Genomic DNA, 21421 nt, shown 5'->3' with positions numbered 1-21421 from the left:
TGAATTAATGACTTTCTGCATGCCGGCCGCTGAACTTGCCGATCACAACGACAAGCACGGCGAGCAGAAGCGGTACAACGAGATGAAGATTGAAATCGATGTTTTCGAGATAATGCCCGACAGCCTTGTCCTTCAGCATCATTTCGCCAGCGGTATAGCCGAGCAATGCCGCTCCGAGAATGATGATGATGGGAAATCGTGTCATGATCTTCATGAGCAGCTGGCTTCCCCAAATGATTAATGGAATACTGATGATGAGACCAAGAATGATCAGCACGATATTTCCGTTGGCTGCCCCCGCAACGGCCACAATGTTGTCCAAACTCATGACAAGGTCCGCTATAATAATGGTTTTAATTGCCCCGGAAAGACTGGAGTTCGCTTCAATATCGCCCTCTTCTTCCCCTTTTAAAAGCTTAATGGCAATCCACAACAACAGCAGTCCGCCGACAAAGTTTAAAAAAGGAATCTTCAATAAATAAACCGCAACAAACGTTAATACCACTCTTAAAAATACCGCTCCGAACGTACCGAAGAAAATGGCCTTGTTTCTGTGCCGCTCTTCTAAATTCCGGCAGGCAAGCGCGATAACCACTGCATTATCCCCGCTCAGCACAATATTTATAAGAAGGATTTCTAAAAGATTGACCAATAAATTATCCATGAAACCACCTTGTCTATGTTAAATAGTTCACTCTAATATTACATTATAATAGTTTACCACTATTTTTTCTATATCCTAACTATTTTGTTCATAAAAACTATTGAATAGAAAAAAGAGCGCTCCCGCTCTATTCAGGAACGCTTCACGAACTTATTTTTTCTTTTTGAAAAACCGGTGGAAAGGGCATTTGGATACCGCCGTATCGTCATCACGCAAAAAATATTGCTTCCATTCATAATTATCTTCATTTCCGTACGTTTTCAAATCGTTATGAATATCAATCGAATCATATTTTTTCAGGCGGTCACGAATCCGTTGTTTGATTTTAGAAGCCCTGGACGGAGATGAATTGAATCTCTCGAGAACCCACCTTGGGGTAATGGCCAGGATAAAACAGGGAAAATACCTGCTGTGGCGGTTAACATGTGCCGGTGTGCCGCAATACATAAAGTACTGCTCCTCATGAAAACAAAACTCCCACAGATGTTCATGCGGGTCGTTCGGTATATGGGCCGGCCATTCACTCGTGTCCCGTTGGGCCAAACCCGCCAGCTGGCTCCAAAACAGCTGTTCATACTCCTCCACCTTCATGCTTTCCGCCATTTCCCCCGGTGTTTCATAAAACACGATAAGGGACGTATAATCTCCGCAGTCCTTTGCACATTCTGTATATTCCTTCAGCAGCGCCGCCAAAGCCTCCACCGAGGACGTGTGGCCGGGGTTTCCGGCAAATCCAAAACGAAATTGGCCGAGAGACTCACCAATCGTTGCTGGAATACACGGAAACGGACGTGTCGCCGATCTCAGAATTTACGTTTTGGCCCCTCACCACAAATGAAAATTCTCTCATATCGAATCACCCTTATCCCTTCGATACTGCTATTAATTCCACAAAAAATCATTAATACCTTTTGACATTGTGGCTGAATTCCTAAGGAGCTTTTACATGCTGACAATAACAATCTATAACGCATCCCCGTCTGGATGTCATAGGTTATACGATGTTAATTAAAGCAAAAAGTGTTTTCATCTGTAAAAACACTTGCGTACACAAAAGTGTTTTTAAAATCGTTTACAATCATACATTACCAAGATGGTTTATTGATTTATATAAGTAATTTATTATTGTGAGTTTGAAGCTCCAAAACCATTGATTGTTTAATACATTCAGGATGCTGTGACCCATAATTATTATTATGTTATTGTTTTTTCTGAATCATTAGTAAGTCCTAAAAATGACCTGCATTTGACCTTTTAATGACGTTTTTAGTAACTTACTTTTAAGGTATATTGTACTTAAGAAAAACGCTAAATATCTGGAGGTGCTGAAAATAAATACTTTAGGACTGAAAATTAAAAACTAAGAGAGGAGCGAGGATGGACTCAAAACCATTTAGCTTCTACTGTAGGGAAGAGTTTAAAGACCATTCAACGAATTGAAAAAGGGAGTGAACCATCCCCTGACACTCTTATGGCAATATCAGAGGCTTTTGATATGAAAGTAAGTGATTTAATCAAGGAAGAGGAGAAGCAGAAGAAAAGAAAGGAGAAAGACGAACAAATTTTCTTAACACATCTAATTAATGGCCACCAAGCACTTAAAGTACTTGGCGGGTCTTATGGATGGGAATACGATTATGATCATATTGAAGACAAAAAAGCTGTTGAAGCAATTAGGACATTCATTGAAGTCGCTAGTGACATAATGGATATATACGATATGTTTGAAATTAGCGAGAAAATGGATACGGAAGAGACGCTTGACGATCTAATAAAAGATTTAAATAAATATAATTTATATGTATTCGGGACAAAAATGACAAGAAAAATCCGTGATGCACAGGGGGTAGTGGACTTGCCCATTTGCTCAATCCGGATAGTAAAAGGTAATAACCCTGAAATTGTACAAGTTCCTTTATCATAAATGTTCGAAATAACGAAAGGTTATCTCGTCACTGCGTTTTTTATGAGCTATAATGGGGTTAGCACCAAAAAAACACTCTTCTGGGGAGAAAAGTGTTCTGAAGGGTGGTGATTGCATGCTAGATGCAAACACAGTTATTGCTGTTTGTTCGCTCCTTACTGTTACGCTGGGAATCGTTCAAATAAGCAATAATAGTACTAAAAAGTAATTTTTTCTTGAAGCGTTTCAGTGTTGCACCACTGAGACGCTTTTTTATAATTTATTATTTCGCTTTTATCTAACAAAAGTGTAGCATATAAGGCTACAAATTGAAACAAAGTCAAAAAAAAAGCTACAATCAGTAACATTTACCCTTAAGAAGCTCCTGTATTTCCAAAAATAAAGCAAGTTAGTTAACATAATCGTAGTTTTCGGAATCAAAAAGAACCGATCTTTTCTAGTAGATCGGTTTTTGCTCTTCAACTATCGCATCCGTTAGTTCAATAAGAGGTATTTAAAGAAGGGGCAACGCCTCCACGTTGCCCTTGCTTTACTAACCTTTTCTTATTTTTAACATCGAGTTAGCATTTGTCTGAAATTCATATGGTACATTCACTTCTTCTACTGTGCAGCCATTGTTATTCAGATAACTTATAAATTTATCTAAATACTCATATCTTTTTCCCTCTAAATCAACTAATGGGAAGACACGAATTTCCTGTTTCGTAACCCTCAATAACTCATTTATCGTTTCGATGTGAAATTGATAATTTAATCTATCCGCATACATAAATAGAAAATGTGCAGAGAGAAGAATATCAAATTCTTCATTCTTAAATGGTAAAGCAGGTAAGGTAACGGGAATATATCTTTTGCTGGATTCCCTCATATCTTTGGCACAATATTGTAAGGCACTTAAACGATGGCTTCTAAGACCTTCTATATCTTTGAAATAATCCCATTTATAATTATTTTGGGCTTTTTGCATATGTTCCATCGCGTGTTCAATATCCTGGTGCCCTTTATTTTTTAGGTCTTGACCCGAATGGTAATAGGCAATATCGCAGGCTGTTACATCTAAACCCGATTTGTTACCAACAGCAGTAAAGGAACAAGCTCCTGCTGGGCAATCGAGTATTTTCTTTCCTTGTAGTTCTTCCTCGGAAAGTGAGAACATTTTTAAATATTCTTCAAAGGTTCTCCCAATAAAAACAATTCGTTCTAAATCTAACTTTGTACTCTTCTGCTCAACTCTACTCAACTAAACTCACCTCTTCCAAAAAGATTACATTCATATTATCACGACCATTGGTAATGCTAACCTTTTTTTGCTTTTCTTGTTCTGCTAACCTGCCCCTTTAGTTCAATATAAGGTTCGAATCAAACAATCAAGTTGGTAGTTCCCGGAAGCAAGTAAACAAGCAAAACCCTGAATTTCGCCAAATGAGCCGAAATTTAGGGTTTTTGTTTGTTGGGAATGGAGGGAAAAACAGATGCCTCATACAAAAAAACATTTATTATGTATTGTCAGTTGCCACAAAAAAACCTGATCTCCAATAAGAAGATCAGGTTTTTTTATTACACGTTACTTGTTGTTATTATTACGGGCTTCTCCGCCCTTTTTTCCGATTTCCTCGTAAAATTCCTTATCATGATTTTTAGAGGTGGCCTCTCCACCCTTTTCACCAATTTCTTGGTAAAACTCTTTATCATGATTTTTAGCTGTAGCTTCTCCGCCTTTTCTTCCGGCTTCTTCCCTGCTCATACCATCTCGATTATTCTTAGCCATGTTTATTCATCTCCCTTTCTAAAATGCTCAAGTTTGATCTTGGCTATAGTAAAGCAGTTCCCTTCTGCTGCACTCTTAAACCTCCACGACTAAATTACCAAAAACAACCTTGACTGAGAAGGTGTGGTTTTAGCTATTTTAGTAAGGTCATGGGGTCAAAGGGATTGCCGTTCTTTCCTTCACAATAACTTCAACAATTAACCACAAATTTGAGTAGCTCTACTAATTTTCCGCCAAATATCTGGAATAATTTCGTTTGTTAACTTATTGTAATCCGGACCAGCCACAACTACAACTTCGTAAAATCGATATTGATCAATTCTTAAATGCATAATAACAACTGTATGATCATCAGGCGTTAAGCAGGTAACTGCGCGGGGATGATTAATTACATTTAAATATTTATTAGGATAATACCTTAACTCCGTTGCTATGCACTCCTTGTGTCGCGCAATGTCTGAATAACTGTTTATAAGTTCTCTATAATTGACCGATGGATGAGCCAATAATTTTCCTCCTCAGAAATATTTTTTAAAATAGACTAATTTTTCCAATAATTAAATTTATTCATACTACGAGTAATTGTTACTCTGAAGAAATGTTTACCGTTGACTATTGCGGCGTTTCGTTCTTCTCCCGCTGATCCGGAGCGAATACAAGTAAAAAAAGAGCAGCTGAACGCCGCTCCCTAGTTAAAGTGATTCCTTTTCACACTGATTTCAACACCATTAACAGGCACCAAAATTCAGCCCCACCTTAGTATTGGAAATCAACCTATTTCTATATATTTTTTCTCCTAGTTATTAGTACAAACCTTCAGCCAATTTCTGAATAAATTATAAAATGAACAGTTTTTTTCTACTAAAACTGATTTTTATATAACAAAAAAAATAGAAAAGGAGTAGTTTGAAAATTGCCAATTTACACAGTGAATGTTTATGGGATTTTTACGCGCGGAGTAGCATCTGGAAGTACAGTAGCTCAGCGTCGTGCTAGGTTAGAAGATGATGTCAGAAGAGCAAATGAGATTTGGAGATTAAATGATGAAAACAGGATTAATTTTGTAATAGCAGGACGATTTACAAGTAATAGAACGGTTAACGCTACTAATATGAGAAGTGATGAGGCAATTATGGATGGCTCTGACCCTATCACAATTATCAACCAGGTCAGAAATAGGACCAATAATGCCATTGGCATTTATGTCATTTATCTAAGTGGAAATGGATTTTCGAATAATGCAGACAGTGTTGGCGGTGCAGCGCCCATTTCATTTGAAGTTGATGAAAATGGCCAATTTAACTACCAATTTATTGGACATGTAGCACTTACGGATGCAGCGCTTAATTCGGATCTCTTTGCCCATGAAGTTGGCCATGCTTTATTTGCCCGTTATATAAGAGATCCACAAAACAATCAAATCATATACAATGATGATGATCCAACCGGTCCTTACACAGAAATAGATCCAAATACTGGCGACTTAATAGATGTTGAGCCTTATCATAGTCGTTTTACCGATAATATCATGTATCCGATAATATTTGGAACCAATAGAAATATAACAGCAGCCCAATTAGAACTTGCAGGTACTAGTAATATTGCATTGCAATAAATGCAATATCCAAAATCCAAATCAAAACGAAAACGCATTTTTTCCTAAAAAATAAGAAAGGAAGAAGATATTCACATGCCTCCGAAAAAACATAAATCATCACATTATCATAAAACTGACCAAAAGAAGAGTAAAAATGATCACAAAAAACCCATTTTTGAAACTGTCATTCGTAATGATGTTAAACCTATGAAAGATAGATACGAAGGGACAAAACCGCCAAAAACGTTTTATAGAGACTGATATCCACATCCCCTTGCTTCTCCTTAACTTTGCAGTGCAAAACTTTCAATAGCGGGGATTCTCCCCACACCCCAACCCTCGGCGCGCCGTCTCCCAAACGCAAGGGTTTGGAAGGTTATAAAAGGGTTCCGGAGAGAGTGAATAGTCAACTCCTTAAATTCCCATTGACTATTGCGGCGTTTCGTTCTTCTCCTGCTGATTCGGAGCGCATAAAAAAAGAACAGCTGAATGCCGCTCTTTATATCGTTCATATTTTGAAGGGTATATCTTAGGCTCATAAAACCCGCTCTTTTTGTTTTTATATATCCTTCTAATGCAATTCTTGGATAAGGTAAAACGTTCAATATAGGCTGATTCTGGGGCTCTCTTATCCCCTGACTTCGTCAAGGGATAAATCGAACATGTCTCATGGTAGCGCTTTGCGGATAGCACAGATGCCACATACAAAAAACCATTTATTATGTCTTGTCATGTTGCCATAAAAAAACCTGATCTCCAATAAGAAGATCCGGTTTTTTTATTACACGTTACTTGTTGTTATTATTACGGGCTTCTCCGCCCTTTTTTCCGATTTCCTCGTAAAATTCCTTATCATGATTTTTAGAGGTGGCCTCTCCACCCTTTTCACCAATTTCTTGGTAAAACTCTTTATCATGATTTTTAGCTGTAGCTTCTCCGCCTTTTCTTCCGGCTTCTTCCCTGCTCATACCATCTCGATTATTCTTAGCCATGTTTATTCATCTCCCTTTCTAAAATGCTCAAGTTTGATCTTGGCTATAGTAAAGCAGTTCCCTTCTGCTGCACTCTTAAACCTCCACGACTAAATTACCAAAAACACCCTTGACTGAGAAGGTGTGGTTTTAGCTATTTTAGTAAGGTCATAGGGTCAAAGGGATTGTAACCGTTCCTCTACCGGAGCGGTTTTTTCTTTAAAGCTAAAGGTTTCCCCGCCGCGTATGCCCCCGTTAGCGACTATTTCCATTGATTAATCTTTTCTTGTAAGGGTACAATTGTTTTATATTAAACCTAAATTGAGGGAGCGCTATGGAGAACTTAATGATTAACCTTATGGAAAAACATCATGATGAGATGTTCGAAAACTGGGTAGAGGAATTAGCCAGGGCTATTCAACAAGAAGAGAAATTAACACCAAACTACGCAGCTCCAATAACAAAAGAGCTCTTTGATATTACGTTTAACAGCTTAATAAATATGGATATGGAAAATCGTGCAGATCTTAGACAGTTTTATTTAAAAATTTTACTGTACAACGGGTCTCCGAATTTCATTACACAATCTATTCAAGCTTTCCGCCGTGTGGTTTTAAAAACATTAATACAGGAAGATTTAACAAAGGAACAAGTGCTGTTGGTCTATAATCGCATTGACCGTTGGTTTGATCCAGTGATCACTCATGTGGTGAATGACTGTACTCATACATGGGAAAGTACTTTTTCTCAGCAACAGGAAGCCTTAAAGGAAATGACGGCACCATTCATCCAGTTATTTGATGGTTTAGCAGTAATGCCGTTAGTTGGTAATATAAGCGAAGATCGTGCAGAGATTATAATGAATAACCTTTTACAAGGAATTAATGAATACAAAACAAAAACCGTTTTTTTGGACATTACAGGCGTCCCTATTGTCGATACGTTTATAGCCCAATCGATAATTAAGGCCATTCAAGCAGCAAAGCTTCTCGGAGCTGAATGTATAATTGTTGGTACACGACCCGAAACTGCACAGACTATTGTTCATCTGGGAATCGATTTATCAGAAATCAATAAATTCAGTTCCCTTGGTAAGGGTTTGATCTATGCAATTAAAAAGTTGAATCTTTCATTCGATTAAGTATTTTATAACGGCCCCTTTTAAAGGGGTCTTTTTTCGTAGAAGACGACTATTTCATTAATAAGGATTATTTATCCAAAATAATAGACCGTTCCTTCTTAACTAAGAAACGGTTAAACTCCCTTTCAAACGTTAGTTGCTACTGCTACTGCTACTACTTTCATCTTCATCATCATCATCTCGGACTAATACAAAGTCACCATGACGGAAGAAAATAGTCGGTTCAGCATCTTCAAGTGAACTTCCATCACTTGAAAATCCACCAGTTACGCTTACTTCAATTTCATCTGCAGTTAGTTCGACGTCCCCGCTAATGGTAACGATTAAAACCAGTGGATCGGTGGTTGCCTTTGCATTTGCTGTTACTTCCCCGTCATCTAGTGGCGGTGGTACAGTTGCGATTTGGTATGACCTTAAAACTAAACTTCGTCTTAAAATTCTTACTGGGTCAGTAGGAGCCAAAGGGGTTATCGGGTCATTAGGAAGAACGGGGTCAGATGGGTAACGTCGTGCTGTTGCTAAACTTTGGTCAATACGCACATTTGCATCTAAAGTTCGATTGCTTAGATTGGCTAAAGACACAAACAAATGAGTAATTGGATTGCCATTACATGTAGAGTCTGGGATTAAAAACGGTCCCGTACGTAAAATCGCCATCAAAACACCTCCTTTCAATGATAAATTAATATAGTAAATGCGAAAGGTCGGCGATTTGAAAGGGACAAGTTACTGAGTTAAATAAATATATTTTTTCTTAATTGTATTCATCCCTTCTTCATCTAACCTGCCCCGTTAGTTGAAGAAGAAAATCAGCAGTATTCTTTAACAGAGCTTTGTCATTAAAAGTTGTCGTTACCCATAAAGACCCGAAGCCAATAACGAAACCTCTATCGATCATTCAGACGTGATCATTGGGAGAAATCCCTGAACTCATGAATTTATTCCTCACCCCGGGGACGAAAAGGCTTGGCGCTAAACACGCCGGGCCTTTTTCGTTGTAAATGTAATCAAACGTTTACATTCTTCCCCCATACAGAAAAGAAGAAAAAAGCGAAACCTATTAAAGGTCAAGACTAGACCCCTTGACCCAAACCCATAAGCTATAACGATAGTAAAAAGGGCTTTGGCGCTCCACACGCTAAAGCCATTTTACTGTACATATAAAGGTGAACCCCATTTCACAAAGAATTAAAACGAATGAGTATAAATGAATTGAATTGCTTATTAAGGAGCTTTTAGACCAACTAACCAAGCCAGGACAAACTGTAGCAGCGATAGCGAAACAGATAGAGGGCATAGGGGAAAAACGATTAAAAAAGGCTTTAAATCAGGCGGGTTATCAATTCCGGAACCAAGCTCCTAAAGGATGGTTTTTTGCAGGAGAAGGAGCAGAACCGCTTGATAAAAGCATTTTTGACTACACAACCCTTGCACCACAAACAAATAAACCACGGATGAGCAAAAATGTGAAATTGAATTCACATGAAATTCATGCTATTGAAAAAGACGTGCAAGGAAATGTTGTTTTAATCATACTGGCTGATAGTTGCGAAAATTTCTATGAAGAGCTAAAACGTTATTGCAATTAAAACAACCGAAACTCCAATACATAATTCAAAAAAGTAAGCCGATTCCCTTTATAGAGAATCGGCTTTTTTGCTTCCGAAAACTACAATTATGTTAACTACTCTATTTTTTCAGTCTCCCTCTTTCGGTCCCGGACCTTGCCACCAACCCAGCCAAGCAAAACAAAATTGTCCCTTCGATATACCACGGTAAACTTTGAAGCCACTCGCCAATAGATGCCACTACTATGCTCCCCTTAATTGAAAAGTATGGTAAAAATCCCTAATAGCATGGTGATTCATAGTCCTATAAACAGATGATACCCGTATAAAAAAACACTGTCATTATAAATAGCGAAAGCAAAAAAACTGGTTTGCCTAAAGCGAATCAGTTTTTTGCTCCCTGAAATGCCGAATAGCCCTGGCATTAGTGATATGAACAGATAATAAAATAACATCAAAAAAACAGCCTCAAAAAAATATGGGGCGGTTTTTTTATGGACATGGCACGCTTACTTACTTCGAAGTAGAACAGACACAAAGCTGGAGCAGTGTAATAAAATAAACTATTCATTTGAAAATACCTAAATAGTAAAGGGTGGGGGATTTGGTAACAAACTATACTTTATTTTGTTTGGATTTTTTTTGTGGATCTGAAGTATATAGCCTGGAGCATATACACAAAGAAGAAATGAAAAACCTGCTGCGTCAGATCTATAATAATCCTAATACGTTAGGTTGGGTAACAGACAAAATTCATTCTGTTCGAATCCGTGTAGAGTAAATCCTCTGTTGCCTGGTGCTGTTTTTTTCTCTCCACTGTAGGCGGAAATCGTTGTTCAGAAAGTAATGACTATCGATTCGCCAGTGTTTGAACTCTTGGCTATACCCAGCACATTCCTCCCAATACTGTAGAGTTTATCCTTCTCTCAAACTCATCGATTGCCCGTTCTTGCCAAGACGCTAGTTTCTCTCTCCTGATTGTATCGCTGTCATATAACATGCGCCCCACTCCCTGCAAACCATTCGTACTAGTATTCCTGGTGGGCCAGTCGGGTGAATGTCCAGATGCATCATCATTGTTCGAGCAGTTAACGTTAATAGAATAAAGAGAGACAGTTGCTAAAAGGGAATAAAAGTCGGGCTTTTTGGGAAAAGAACGGCATGGAGGTGTCGAGTGTGAAAACAATTATTTTTGACTTTGATGGTACAGTAGCCAATACGCTGCCGGTGAATTATCATTCCTTTCAAACCGTTTTTAAGAAATATGATGATAAAGATTTTACAGACGAAGAAATTAAAGAAATGTTCGGGCCAGTGGAACCGGTGATCATCCAGGATCATCTGGAGCATTCTGACAAGGAAAGCGCCATCGAGACGTTTTATCAAACATATGAAGATAAGCATTCAGATCTGGTGGACGCCAATTCCGAAATGGATGACCTGCTTCGTTCCTTAAAGGATAAAGGCTTGAAGCTTGGAATTATGACTGGAAAAAGCCGTCGCAGTCTGGACATCTCCCTGGAGAAACTCGGGATGAGCGATTTGTTTGATGTGATTATGACCGGGGATGATGTCAGTGAACCAAAGCCCCATCCCGAAGGCGTGTTAAAAGCGATTGATCAGCTTGGCGTTTCAAAGGAAGACGTCATGTTCCTTGGTGACAGCGACTCTGACATTGAAGCCGGACAGCGAGCCGGGGTACGAACCGTCGGTGTACACTGGCTCCCCGAGGTGCAAACGAAAGAATTCAGCCACGAACCCCATCAAACCTTTGAAAATATCAGTGATTTTGTGGATTTTTTGGAAGGAGCACAAACTCGTTGAGGTAAAAAAGCGTTCTGCAGTGAGGCAGAGCGCTTTTTTTCTGTTTTTTGGAGACTGAAATGCTGAATACTGGCCGAAATGAATGACTTACTGGCCAAATCGTCCTTATATAAACTGATATCTCTTTTAAACAACCTGATCAAGGTATATGTCCAAGCATAATCTTCCTGTCCGCATAAACTGCCAGAAACACGTAACGTGTAGCACCTAAATACTATATGGAGGAAGATATATGCGTAAAAGATACAGGAACTGCAGATGCTGTCATTGCCGGGAAAGCAGCAGTAGCAGCAGCTCCAGCTATGAAAGCAAATGTCCTTGTCTCGAAAGTAGCACTCTCCAGGCAGAGAGCAGTCTGCCCCGCTTTGAAAGCAGCCCTCACTTCGAAAGCAGCACGCCCAACGTAAAACTTAGCAGCTGCCATCACAAGAAGAGCAGCTTTCATTATTCAGAGAGCAGCAGCTGCGATTGCCAGAAGAGCCACCACGTAATGCATGAGAGCAGCTCTTGCCCGGAAAGCAGTCATCACTCTGAGAGCAGTTCCTATTGTCCTGATCCGAAAAGCAGCAGCTCCAGATCAAGCTCAAGTTCTAGTTCTAGAAGGTCAAGTTCAAGTTCTAGAAGGTCAAGTTCAAGCTCCAGTTCCAGCCCGCAGCAGGAGAGCAGCAGCTCCAGTTCAAGTCCGCAACCGCCGATGGATTTGTGCAGAATTCCAGGGCCGATTGTAGATTTCTTACCTGTTCCAATCGGGTTCTCTTACTTTCTTGCAGAATCAACGACACGACAGGTGATCGCTCCCAATGTGGTTACACCCGTTGATTACACCAACGTGATCTACAATCGGATGAATGAATATAATGCATTCGGTTCACAATTTACAGCTACCCGTGCAGGTGTATATAAATTTTGCGCCCAAACAAAAGTACGCGGCACAACAGCTGCGACAAGAGGCAACGTTACTTTAGGTCTAATGGTAAACAATTCAGTGGTTACTTCCCTGTCTGTAGCAGGACTACAGGGCACAGCCTGTGTTGATGCAAACGGTTGTGCGACCAGCTTGAACTTAAGCGCTGGAGACGTGGTGCGTGTAGTGGTGTTTTCCACCACCAACCAGAGCATTATCATCGAAAGCGGCTATTTCGAGGGTGCCCGCACAAGCTAATTTCGAACGAAAAGCGTTTCTGACCCTGTCAGAAGCGCCCTTTTTTTGAAATGAGATTTACCTCGGAAACCGAGCCAAAGCCCGATTATGTAAACGAAATTATCACCAACAGAAATTCAAAAGAGCCTCTCCGCGCCCAAAACGCAGAAAGGCTCATCTTTATTCTGCACTCCGGCAAGCGGGAATTAGTTGCTTCCTCCTTTAGAGGAGCTTCAGTCCCTTCTGTGTTCATTGATCGGATAGACGATGGTATTCAATAGTGCACCGATAACGATGATCATTGCTGACAGGTAAAACCAAAGCATAAGTACCACAATACCGCCAAGCTGCCCATAGAGCGCCGAATAGTTATTTCCTCTGACATAAGCCGCAAAGCCCATGGATACGAGCTGCCAGCCGATCATGGAAAAAAAGGCGCCCGGCAATACTTTTGAAATGTGCAATTTCACATTTGGCGCGAAATAATAAAGTCCAATGAAGAAAAGAAGCAAAAACAGGCTTCCAATCCCCCACTGCAGAAAAATCCATAATTTATGATAGCCATCCAACGTAAATACGTCATTCAGATAATGCCTCATCAATTCTTCAATAATCGGAACAAATACCGAGAACAAAATCACAATCATAAAACCGATGGTGAGAACAATTCCCTCCACGATCTGTTTGAAAAAACTTTCTTTTACTTCAATGGCATATGCATCGTTCATGACACGCTTGATGCACTGAAACCCCATTGATGAAAGCCACAATGTAATAATTAAGCTGAACGACAATAAGTTTCCCTGTTGATGGGTTACCGTATAGGTCAGGGTTCTCTCGATTAATAAATACGTATTCTCTGGCGCATACGGTTTGGCAAGCTCCAGGATGTTTTCTTCCTTAATCGGCAGGTAGGCCAACAAGGAATAAATGACCAGCAGGAATGGGAATACGGACATTAAAAAGTAATAGGCCATCTGAGCAGACAAATCATAGACTCGTAGTGCGAAAAATCGATTAGCAAGTTTTTTTAGAATTGCAGTAGCTGTCATATGAGCCTCCTTTCATAAGGCCGGCAGGACATTCAGCAATTATACAAAGATTATAGATAAGTTCGATTTAATTGCAATGGAAGACAAATCCAGTTGGTGGACATGGTATTAACAACTATGTGCCTGGCGCCTCGTTTAGAAGCTCTTTTTTAAAGAGGCAGGTTCAATAGCTAGACGGATAACTGCTTAAAGCTAACGTTAGTCTATCATTTTCATAAAAATCCGGAAGACACAAAAAAAGCTACGCTGTCCCACAACCAAACAGCGAAGCTCTTTCCTTCTATTGACTCTCGTGCACTTCATGGGCGGCGCGGATGGCCGATTCTATCGATCCCTGCATCCAGCCGTGGGCCATAGTCGCGTGCTCTCCGGCAAAGTGAAGCCTTCCTTCCGGCATTGAAACTACATCTCCGAATTCTTTTTCCTGGTAGGGTTTAAACATCGTGAAAGCTCCCCCAGCGTATGGATTGTTGGTCCAGGAAAAGGAGGCTCCGGTCATGTATTGATCAAATACCTGCGGGCCATGCAATACAGAGAGACATTTTAGCGTTTCTGCCACTCGTGTTCGGCTTGGCAGAGCGCTCCAAAGATTCGAGTCATCCTCCCATGTATAGCTTCCGAGCACAACTCCCGACTGAGTCCCGGCTGGATAATGGCTGGGATAATAGGTGAAACGGGAGGCGAGATCGGTTACCGCTTTACCGCCATGCAGACCCTCCCTTTCCCAGAAACGATTTTTAAATTGAATGCCCACCTTGGTGCAAGGAACGTAATGAAGTTCCCTGATGGCTCTTCGTTTTGAATAGGATAATGACCGTTCGGGCTCAATCTGAACAAAGTTAAGCACGGAAAATGGTATGGTTATGATGGCACGGTCAGCCTCAAATTCTTCCGTCGCCCTACTGGCCGGGTTTTCGGTATATAGCGTTACCTTTTTCGGATGATTCATAATACGGGTCAGCCGTTTTCCAAAAAGCAGCCGATTCCCGAGATGAGGAACAAACGCGTTGGGCAGTTGGTCATTCCCACCTGTAATTTCATAAAACCGCAGATTTGGCCGGATAAAAATGAGCAGGATGTCACGGAAGGTTTCTAGAAAAGAAAGCTCTGGAAAACCTTCAAGAGAAATCAGCACCTTAATTTTATCCACAGCTCCCGCTGATAACGACCGGCCAAACGGATTGTTCTTCAAAAAGGCATCAACCGAATAATTTTCATAAAGCTGGATCACGATCGGCCAGTTCTTTGATGGGTTTTGGTTCACGTAATCAACAAGCGGCCCAATGGCATACCGCATCAAATCCTCTGCCGTTTTTCCCCGTTCGTGCGGGGCAACAGGAAAACCGAGCAGCTCCGGATTTTGATCGTATTCAGCGGACCTCGCTCTTCGGCCATTCACATAAAACAAATCCTCCGGCAAACGGTTCACAAAGCGGTTATAAGGAAGATTGAAGCGGTGAATATATTCAAAGACCAGTTTGTGGGTGTCAGGGATCCGCATGGCGCCTGCCTCAAAATGGTGACCCTCCGTAAATGGAGTTCTGACAGAGTAAATTCTCCCCCCAACACGCTGTGATGCCTCCAGGATTTTGACATCGTGCCCGGCATCCATCAGGAGCGTACCCGCAACCAAGCCCGCAATACCGGCTCCTGCGATCACAATTTTTTTCGGTTTCGCAGCCGGCGGCAGCCCGTTCCGAATGGTGTTAAGCATCTCGCTTTCCTTTAAGAGCCTTCTTTCCCCCATGATTGAACCTCCAACCTGTAAAACCTTCCCCCACTATATGCAGTCAACTGTAATAAAATTAATTTTATCAGCCAATCAATTGGGAAGGGAGGTTCACCTGTTGGAGTATTTTTAAATACCAAAAAAAATTTCTCGGGAATTCACATTTTTCTTATTAAAAACTTTGTTGACTATTAGCCACAATACTATTTTAGTATAAAAAGAGGAGTTGGCTTCTTTACAGGAGAAATCAATAAGTCAACAAACGATTTCTTTCCTCATTTAAGCTGGCATCACTACTTCCCTCACTGCCTGTATCGCTGTAGTATATGCAATAACGTGGACAACATTAAGGGATACTGCAATGCTTCACGTAAGAGTCCTATTCGATTGGAGGAAGAATTAATGGTGATTGAAAAACAGCTTTATATGTACTTGCTCGACCATTCTCATCAGATGGCTGATGAATGGCTAAAAGGGCGGGACGAACAGCAACATTCACGCTATTCCATCGATGCCCCAAAAGAAGTTCAAGATAAACTCCGTATGCAGCATATTCAATTCACCAACATGCTTGCCGAGTGCGTTCTCTACGAATATAACCCCTTTAAGTGGGCAAAGGAGCTGGCGCATGAGCGCGAAAATGAAGGTGTTTCCTTGTTGCAGATCATACAGAATTTCAAGCGCTGCCGTGAAGTTTGCTGGCAGTTTATTGAAGAGTTTGCGCGCATCCATCACCATGTGGAAGTCACCCATATCAGCACATGGAGCTTTAATCTCAACTGCGCCTTTGATATTATTATTGAAGTCTTTGTCGATCATTATCATTATGCAGACCAGGAAGAGATCAATCAACGACTGTTTGTGGCCCAACTGGGTGTTCCCATCATTCCGATCAATGAAAAGATCGGTGTGCTTCCGCTGATCGGTGATATTGACTCGATACGGATGAACGTCATTCAGGAGCAAACGTTGACGAAAGCTCTTTCCCTAAAATTAACCTATTTAATTATTGATCTATCGGGTGTATATACGTTGGATTCCAATGTCGCAGAGGAATTGTTTACTGTAATCGAACAGCTTTCCCTCGTCGGAATCAGAGCCATCATTACTGGTATCCGCCCGGAGATTGCAATGACGAGTATTCAGCTGGGACTGGATTTTTCAAAAATCATAAAGTTTGGCAATTTACAAATGGCGCTGGCACATCTTTTTGAACCGAAGAAAAAGGTAAGAATATAGAGTTCCACAAACTCTCCCCCTCATGAATGTAGCCTCTTTATCAATTTCTTAATTCAAACTGGCGTATGTTTTGCGTTTCACCCTTTACACCTTCCACCCTTTCTCATGAATATAATACTTTAATAGTTTTGTATAATTTTCACCATACCGGTGATGAAGATCAGAAGCAAAATCGTGCTCAATTTGCTGCATAATCAGATCATGGTAAAAGTTATTTTTCAGCATTTCAATGACAGCTGGATGGTCGGTTTCCACAGATGACGGTTTCAGTGTACCCCCAAAGCTTCCAATAAAGGCCGTTTTTGAATCAGACAGCAATGAAAATTTCCGTTCATCTGTATGCCATTGGTCCTCCAGCTGACGAACGATGACATGCTCAAGCGCAATATCAGTTTCCCCGATGGAAATAAGCACTACCGTCACACCTCTCATTTCGGCTTCAAGCAAGTTTTCTGCAACCCACGACAAATCTTCCGCCCAGATTTCAGCAACAATCACCTGTTCGGTGTTTGCGATGACCCGCTGGATCGCCAGGTCCAGTCCTTTGTTGCCCTTCCAGTTGTAAAAAGCAGGGGCCGGACGCGGAGGGGTCTTTAGTTCCTCGATCAACGCTTTCGACGTCTGTTCAAATTGGGATTGAAACAGGCGCACCAGTTCCTCGATCGGTACAGCGTTATAGCGGACAGTCTCTCCCTCCATACTACGGCATGCCCCTTTTTCTGTTAGTGATCTTAGAGCGGAATATACATTTGCCCTCGACACCGCAACTCTCTTTGCCACTTCATACCCCGTAAGGTCAGGTTCTTCATGCAAGGTGATGTAGCACCTTGATTCCAGCTCTGTCATGCCAAGCTTTTTTAATTGTTCAATCATGTCGTCCCTCCATCGTCTTAGACAGTTATTTACAGCACTCCTAAACAGGAGTATCTTTATATACTCCTTTATTTTAATTCAATTTTTGCCTGAGTTCTACTTTCTAAGTGGACATTTTTTCGACAAATTAAAACGTTTTATGGGAGAAAAAAACGGATAAAAGAGAATACACACTCTTTCTGTGAGTTATTTGATTTTTTCCATAAAGGTGCTAAAATAAAAAATGGAAGGAAGATATGATGCTTCTTTCTCAAAAAGGATGAATATGTATGGAAGTAAAAGCACAGCAATCCAAGCTGGCGAACAATCTCGGAAAGCTATTGAGAGATAATTTCGGCAAAGGGCCGGAAGCGATCCACGTGACGATTTACGAACCTTACGTAGTCGTTTATGTCAGTGGCTTTATCTCGCCGATGGAACAAGTATTGCTTAATCAGAATGAAGAAATGCGGGTAATGACAACCAGAGAACTTTTAATGAAATCACTTGAACCTGAGATTACAGGACAAATAAAAGGTGTTACAGACATCGAAATACAGCATTTGTATTATGATTGGAACCTTGAGCATCAATCTGGCATTTTCGTAGGGGTATGCCTCGATGACCTTCAAGCAGACTTAACGGAAGGCGAACCCTATGAGGGAAAACAGGAGCTTCATGACCGGATTATAAAAATGAGCAAGCTCGCCCAAAAGGAACCAGAACGAATTACTTCATATAAATTAAGCCCCCGAACACTTGTCGTGGTACGGGAAGGAATTTTGGTGGCAATCGAGCGGCAGCTGATTTCATTGGGTTTTGACGATACATTGCGCATCTCCAAACGCCCTTTGGAAAAAGGCCTTATGCTTCAGAATGATGACCATGATGAGGTTTTGAATGCGGAGATCCTTGATATCTTTGTCGATTGGGATTTTGAGAAGGATAACAGCATTATTACACTTATCTTAAAACCAAAAAGTTAGTGCGGCAGTAATGAATTGGACACACTGTGCCAGTCATGAGCCGGAAAGTAAAGGGTTACCCTTTTCTTTTCGGCTCTTTTTTTGCTGAAAAGATAAAAATACTCTACAAACGGGTACATTAGTGGAGAGAGATTTTATCTAACTGCACCCCTTGTAAGTTCACTAAAAGGAGTTTTGTCGATATGGCTGACAAACACGAGATTTCGATGTTTATGAAAGAGCTTCGTCGATTGCTTCATGATTACAAGACATGTAATAAAGAATTTTTCAAAAAGAAAATCAGCGACGATATCCTGCTGTTAAGTTCGGTCATTTACGAAAATCAAATCGTGCGCTACGAAAAAAGAATGATGAAAAAGGTCAAAACGTATGAACAGACCAAGGAAATGGGACAAACTTGATTGATGTGAAGGCCGTTGGTTATCAAACGTTTTTCTTTAACAAATTAAAAGTTTTGCCCAGGAAAGGAAGGGAAATTCATATTCCAGACGAATACTATAATAGAGATGAATTCCGAAGATGTCCGTTTGTAAAAATAGTTAAGATTAAGTCACATTAAAGAATCAGGTGGAGACATCTATGGAGCAAGCGAATGTTGAAAAAGAACTCAGTAGTTATATTGGCCGTATACTCAGAAACCATTTTGGAAGAGGTCCTGGTACTGTGTTTGTGACTGTGGCCGACCCGTTTATTACTGTCTACTTTACAAACTTTCTTTCACCAACAGAGCGCTCTCTGCTTCATTCGGAACAAGCCGAGCTCGTAGAAAAAATAAGAGATCGGCTAATGGATTCGCTAAGCGCAGAAATCGTGGGCTATTTGGAATCCAAAGTCGAAATTGACATTCTGGACTTTTATTATGACTGGAATCTAACAACGAAAACCGGTATGTTTGTAGCCGTCAGCAAGGTGTTTGATCCTGCGGTAAGCGCCCATTCTTTTGACAATCAGACGGCGTTTCACAAAGAGATTGAACGGATTAGTCTGGCTGCGGAGAAGGTTCCGGGTCTTGTAAACTCCTACTTGGTTAATCCCCGGACTTTGGTGGTCATAAGGGATAACATTCTAGTCAATATTGAAAAAGAAATTATCGCTCATGGTGGACATGAAATGCTAAGAATCGCTAAGAGGAGTTTGGAAAAAAGGTTATTCGGCACCCGCCTGCCACAGCTGGAAAAACTGCTGAACGCAAAAGTCCTCGATATATTGATCGATTGGAATTTCGGCCGGGATTCAAGCAGTGCACTATTTATATTGGAACCAATTGCATAACAGGCAGCAACAAGCTAGGCATGGAACTAGATGTGAGCCAAAAAGAAAGGCAAAGGTTGCCTTCTTTTTGGCTTTTTTTAGTAATAAATGTTTTACATAAGGGGTTGATCGCTTGTTTTATACCTGCATCATTGAAACATCAGCTTTCGAAAAAAAAGGTGTTTGCCATGCTTAAAACAGCTATCATCGTCGATATACATACTGAAAAGGATATCGTGGCTGCGCGGAAGCAAGTAAAACAACTGGCACAAACCTTACATTTCTCTTCGATAAACCAGGTCCGGATTTCTACTGCGGTTTCAGAACTGGCCAGAAATATATATTTGTATGCAGGTAAGGGAACGATAAGTTTTGAAACCTATTTGGATGAAAACAAAATCGGGATTAAGCTCACCGCAACCGACCAGGGGCCGGGGATTCAGTCTGTCCGTAAAGTTCTTGAAGACGGCTATTCCACATCTGGCGGGCTCGGTATGGGACTTCCCGGTGTGAAGCGCCTGATGGATGAGTTTGTGATCGACTCAGGTCTTGGGATAGGTACAACGATTATTGCTGTTAAATGGGTATAATCGGGCTGCATTTTTTTTAAGCTTCTTCTTTGTTCACGAAATGTTTTTCTTTTATTGACAAATGTTTGTCATTTGTTTCGTCTCAGTTGACTACAGGCTCCTTATACCCCATGATGTCAAGTGTGAGTATATATTACTAAAGGAGCTTTTCTCCATGGATAAAGCCTTTAAAACAATGGCCGTCTTTACAAGTGTTATCATGTTTTTATTAATGATCGCCGGTACTCTTGTCACGGACACCGACTCCGGAATGGGTTGCGGCAGTGACTGGCCGTTATGTAATGGTAAATTTATTCCTGAATATACCGTAGCCACGATGATTGAATATACGCATCGTTTGATTACCGGGTTTGCAGGAATTGTTGTTATTATCTTTTCGATCTGGGCGTGGCGCCGTTACCGCGGCAATCGCGAAGTAAAGGGTCTTGCCATTCTTGGTATCAGCTTTATTGTCGTTGAATCGCTAATTGGAGCAGCTGCGGTACTTTGGCCGCAATCAGCAGAAGTACTCGCTCTTCATTTTGGATTTTCGCTTCTGGCCTTTACAGGCGTTGTTCTTTTGAGTGTGTTTGTTGTCCAAAAGGACCGCTCGCATTTGCTGATCAAACAATCGGTATCCAAGCGCTTTAAGTGGTTCGCCTGGGTGACCGTAGCTTATGCGTATCTGGATATCTATTCGGGAGCGTATTTGCGGCATGTCAAAGCAAGTCTCGCCTGTACCGATTTTCCCGGCTGCTATCCCGGCAACTTCTTGCCGTTTGCGGGACTACCTGGTATCCATTATCTTCACCGGGTCGCCGCTGTTGTCTTGCTCGCGCTTGTGCTCGGACTCTTTATCTATTCCATCCGGCATTTGAAACACGGCCGGCCCGATATCTTTAACGCTTCCCTTCTCGCATTGATTTTGACCCTCTTGCAAGGAGTAAGCGGTGTGGCTGTCGTATTGAGCCGCCTGAATATCTTTGCCACTCTGTCTCACTCGGCATTGATCACCATCCTTTTTGCGGTGCTGTTCTATATTGCCTTGCAGACAACCAAAAGGCCGGAATAATAAATTAGAAAAAACCAGGAGCACCTGATTGGCGCTCCTGGTTTTTTTGGTTGGTGGGTGGAGGAAGTGGGAC

The 21421-nt window shown here is 41.0% G+C and carries 20 protein-coding genes and 3 pseudogenes; 13 read left to right on the top strand and 10 right to left on the bottom strand.

From position 1 onward, the window contains the following. Nucleotides 1-4: 4 nt before the first annotated feature. Together AS030_RS17125 and AS030_RS17120 are read right to left on the bottom strand one after the other, a co-directional pair. Entirely contained in the window at nt 5-664 is a 660-nt protein-coding gene (locus AS030_RS17125) for a TerC family protein (protein WP_061973847.1), read from the bottom strand. A gap of 150 nt (nt 665-814) precedes the next feature. After that, entirely contained in the window at nt 815-1471 is a 657-nt protein-coding gene (locus tag AS030_RS17120) for a YqcI/YcgG family protein (RefSeq protein ID WP_061973845.1), read from the bottom strand. A 562-nt stretch (nt 1472-2033) separates the two neighbouring features. Here AS030_RS17120 and AS030_RS17115 point away from each other — a divergent pair. After that, nucleotides 2034-2588: pseudogene (locus AS030_RS17115) on the top strand (helix-turn-helix domain-containing protein); the annotation flags it as partial. Between the two features lie 532 nt (nt 2589-3120). On the opposite strand, the gene AS030_RS17110 reads toward AS030_RS17115, so the two are convergent. From AS030_RS17110 to AS030_RS17100, 3 genes and pseudogenes are all read right to left on the bottom strand, one after another. Beyond that, nucleotides 3121-3828, bottom strand: coding sequence for a hypothetical protein (locus AS030_RS17110; protein WP_061973840.1), 708 nt, complete (start codon nt 3826-3828; stop codon nt 3121-3123). Nucleotides 3829-4158: 330 nt separating this feature from the next. Further along, nucleotides 4159-4356: pseudogene (locus AS030_RS17105) on the bottom strand (KGG domain-containing protein); the annotation flags it as partial. A gap of 197 nt (nt 4357-4553) precedes the next feature. Beyond that, nucleotides 4554-4862, bottom strand: a complete 309-nt coding sequence (locus AS030_RS17100; RefSeq protein WP_061973838.1) for a hypothetical protein — start codon at nt 4860-4862, stop codon at nt 4554-4556. A gap of 407 nt (nt 4863-5269) precedes the next feature. Here AS030_RS17100 and AS030_RS17095 point away from each other — a divergent pair, with 407 nt between their 5' ends. Further along, nucleotides 5270-5971 (top strand): hypothetical protein, encoded by a 702-nt coding sequence (locus AS030_RS17095; RefSeq protein WP_061973836.1) that lies wholly within the window; start codon nt 5270-5272, stop codon nt 5969-5971. 776 nt (nt 5972-6747) lie between these two features. On the opposite strand, the pseudogene AS030_RS17085 reads toward AS030_RS17095, so the two are convergent. Further along, nucleotides 6748-6945 (bottom strand): annotated as a pseudogene (locus AS030_RS17085) (KGG domain-containing protein); the annotation flags it as partial. A gap of 325 nt (nt 6946-7270) precedes the next feature. On the opposite strand from AS030_RS17085, the gene AS030_RS17080 reads away from it, so the two are divergent. Then, nucleotides 7271-8065, top strand: coding sequence for an STAS domain-containing protein (locus AS030_RS17080; RefSeq protein ID WP_061973830.1), 795 nt, complete (start codon nt 7271-7273; stop codon nt 8063-8065). Between the two features lie 132 nt (nt 8066-8197). On the opposite strand, the gene AS030_RS17075 is transcribed toward AS030_RS17080, so the two are convergent. After that, complete coding sequence (locus AS030_RS17075) at nt 8198-8722, bottom strand: hypothetical protein (protein WP_061973828.1); 525 nt, start codon at nt 8720-8722, stop codon at nt 8198-8200. Nucleotides 8723-9282: 560 nt separating this feature from the next. Between AS030_RS17075 and AS030_RS17070 the strand changes: the two genes are divergently transcribed. From AS030_RS17070 to AS030_RS17055, 4 genes are all read left to right on the top strand, one after another. Further along, nucleotides 9283-9654 carry a hypothetical protein gene (locus AS030_RS17070; RefSeq protein WP_061973826.1) on the top strand — a complete coding sequence of 124 codons (372 nt, stop codon included), beginning with the start codon at nt 9283-9285 and terminating at the stop codon, nt 9652-9654. A 1155-nt stretch (nt 9655-10809) separates the two neighbouring features. After that, nucleotides 10810-11457, top strand: coding sequence for an HAD family hydrolase (locus tag AS030_RS17065; RefSeq protein ID WP_061973823.1), 648 nt, complete (start codon nt 10810-10812; stop codon nt 11455-11457). A 218-nt stretch (nt 11458-11675) separates the two neighbouring features. After that, entirely contained in the window at nt 11676-11864 is a 189-nt protein-coding gene (locus AS030_RS23745) for a hypothetical protein (RefSeq protein WP_129479045.1), read from the top strand. A 287-nt stretch (nt 11865-12151) separates the two neighbouring features. After that, nucleotides 12152-12619, top strand: a complete 468-nt coding sequence (locus tag AS030_RS17055) for a C1q-like domain-containing protein (RefSeq protein WP_061973820.1) — start codon at nt 12152-12154, stop codon at nt 12617-12619. A gap of 212 nt (nt 12620-12831) precedes the next feature. Here AS030_RS17055 and AS030_RS17050 read toward each other — a convergent pair whose 3' ends face one another. Next, nucleotides 12832-13650 (bottom strand): YihY/virulence factor BrkB family protein, encoded by an 819-nt coding sequence (locus tag AS030_RS17050; protein WP_061973818.1) that lies wholly within the window; start codon nt 13648-13650, stop codon nt 12832-12834. Between the two features lie 280 nt (nt 13651-13930). Continuing rightward, nucleotides 13931-15397 carry a flavin monoamine oxidase family protein gene (locus AS030_RS17045; protein ID WP_061973816.1) on the bottom strand — a complete coding sequence of 489 codons (1467 nt, stop codon included), beginning with the start codon at nt 15395-15397 and terminating at the stop codon, nt 13931-13933. Nucleotides 15398-15781: 384 nt separating this feature from the next. On the opposite strand from AS030_RS17045, the gene AS030_RS17040 reads away from it, so the two are divergent. Beyond that, entirely contained in the window at nt 15782-16618 is an 837-nt protein-coding gene (locus AS030_RS17040; protein WP_061973814.1) for an STAS domain-containing protein, read from the top strand. Between the two features lie 84 nt (nt 16619-16702). Here AS030_RS17040 and AS030_RS17035 read toward each other — a convergent pair whose 3' ends face one another. Continuing rightward, the gene (locus AS030_RS17035) at nt 16703-17491 is read right to left on the bottom strand and encodes a TrmB family transcriptional regulator (RefSeq protein WP_061973812.1); all 789 of its coding nucleotides are present in this window, start codon (nt 17489-17491) and stop codon (nt 16703-16705) included. Nucleotides 17492-17760: 269 nt separating this feature from the next. Here AS030_RS17035 and AS030_RS17030 point away from each other — a divergent pair, with 269 nt between their 5' ends. The 5 genes from AS030_RS17030 to AS030_RS17010 all read left to right on the top strand — a co-directional run bounded on the left by AS030_RS17030 (nt 17761) and on the right by AS030_RS17010 (nt 21348). Beyond that, nucleotides 17761-18456, top strand: coding sequence for a Na-translocating system protein MpsC family protein (locus tag AS030_RS17030; protein ID WP_061973811.1), 696 nt, complete (start codon nt 17761-17763; stop codon nt 18454-18456). Nucleotides 18457-18638: 182 nt separating this feature from the next. Then, complete coding sequence (locus AS030_RS17025) at nt 18639-18857, top strand: hypothetical protein (RefSeq protein ID WP_061973809.1); 219 nt, start codon at nt 18639-18641, stop codon at nt 18855-18857. A 178-nt stretch (nt 18858-19035) separates the two neighbouring features. Continuing rightward, nucleotides 19036-19728, top strand: coding sequence for a Na-translocating system protein MpsC family protein (locus AS030_RS17020; RefSeq protein WP_061973806.1), 693 nt, complete (start codon nt 19036-19038; stop codon nt 19726-19728). A gap of 167 nt (nt 19729-19895) precedes the next feature. Then, entirely contained in the window at nt 19896-20297 is a 402-nt protein-coding gene (locus tag AS030_RS17015) for an anti-sigma regulatory factor (protein WP_061974190.1), read from the top strand. A 154-nt stretch (nt 20298-20451) separates the two neighbouring features. After that, complete coding sequence (locus AS030_RS17010; RefSeq protein ID WP_061973804.1) at nt 20452-21348, top strand: COX15/CtaA family protein; 897 nt, start codon at nt 20452-20454, stop codon at nt 21346-21348. Nucleotides 21349-21421: the final 73 nt, after the last annotated feature.

Source organism: Fictibacillus enclensis, assembly GCF_001457035.1.
GTDB classification, from domain to species: domain Bacteria; phylum Bacillota; class Bacilli; order Bacillales; family Fictibacillaceae; genus Fictibacillus_C; species Fictibacillus_C enclensis.
This window is presented reverse-complemented; position numbering and strand designations above follow the sequence as displayed.

Bases quoted from the DNA above. Each gene is read 5' to 3' on its own strand.
- AS030_RS17020 (WP_061973806.1), top strand. From the start codon at position 19,036: ATGGAGCAAGCGAATGTTGAAAAAGAACTCAGTAGTTATATTGGCCGT.
- AS030_RS17080 (WP_061973830.1), top strand. From the start codon at position 7,271: ATGATTAACCTTATGGAAAAACATCATGATGAGATGTTCGAAAACTGG.
- AS030_RS17045 (WP_061973816.1), bottom strand. From the start codon at position 15,397: ATGGGGGAAAGAAGGCTCTTAAAGGAAAGCGAGATGCTTAACACCATT.
- AS030_RS17010 (WP_061973804.1), top strand. From the start codon at position 20,452: ATGGATAAAGCCTTTAAAACAATGGCCGTCTTTACAAGTGTTATCATG.
- AS030_RS17035 (WP_061973812.1), bottom strand. From the start codon at position 17,491: ATGATTGAACAATTAAAAAAGCTTGGCATGACAGAGCTGGAATCAAGG.
- AS030_RS17050 (WP_061973818.1), bottom strand. From the start codon at position 13,650: ATGACAGCTACTGCAATTCTAAAAAAACTTGCTAATCGATTTTTCGCA.
- AS030_RS17025 (WP_061973809.1), top strand. From the start codon at position 18,639: ATGGCTGACAAACACGAGATTTCGATGTTTATGAAAGAGCTTCGTCGA.
- AS030_RS17015 (WP_061974190.1), top strand. From the start codon at position 19,896: ATGCTTAAAACAGCTATCATCGTCGATATACATACTGAAAAGGATATC.
- AS030_RS17040 (WP_061973814.1), top strand. From the start codon at position 15,782: ATGGTGATTGAAAAACAGCTTTATATGTACTTGCTCGACCATTCTCAT.
- AS030_RS23745 (WP_129479045.1), top strand. From the start codon at position 11,676: ATGGAGGAAGATATATGCGTAAAAGATACAGGAACTGCAGATGCTGTC.
- AS030_RS17055 (WP_061973820.1), top strand. From the start codon at position 12,152: ATGGATTTGTGCAGAATTCCAGGGCCGATTGTAGATTTCTTACCTGTT.
- AS030_RS17075 (WP_061973828.1), bottom strand. From the start codon at position 8,722: ATGGCGATTTTACGTACGGGACCGTTTTTAATCCCAGACTCTACATGT.
- AS030_RS17125 (WP_061973847.1), bottom strand. From the start codon at position 664: ATGGATAATTTATTGGTCAATCTTTTAGAAATCCTTCTTATAAATATT.
- AS030_RS17030 (WP_061973811.1), top strand. From the start codon at position 17,761: ATGGAAGTAAAAGCACAGCAATCCAAGCTGGCGAACAATCTCGGAAAG.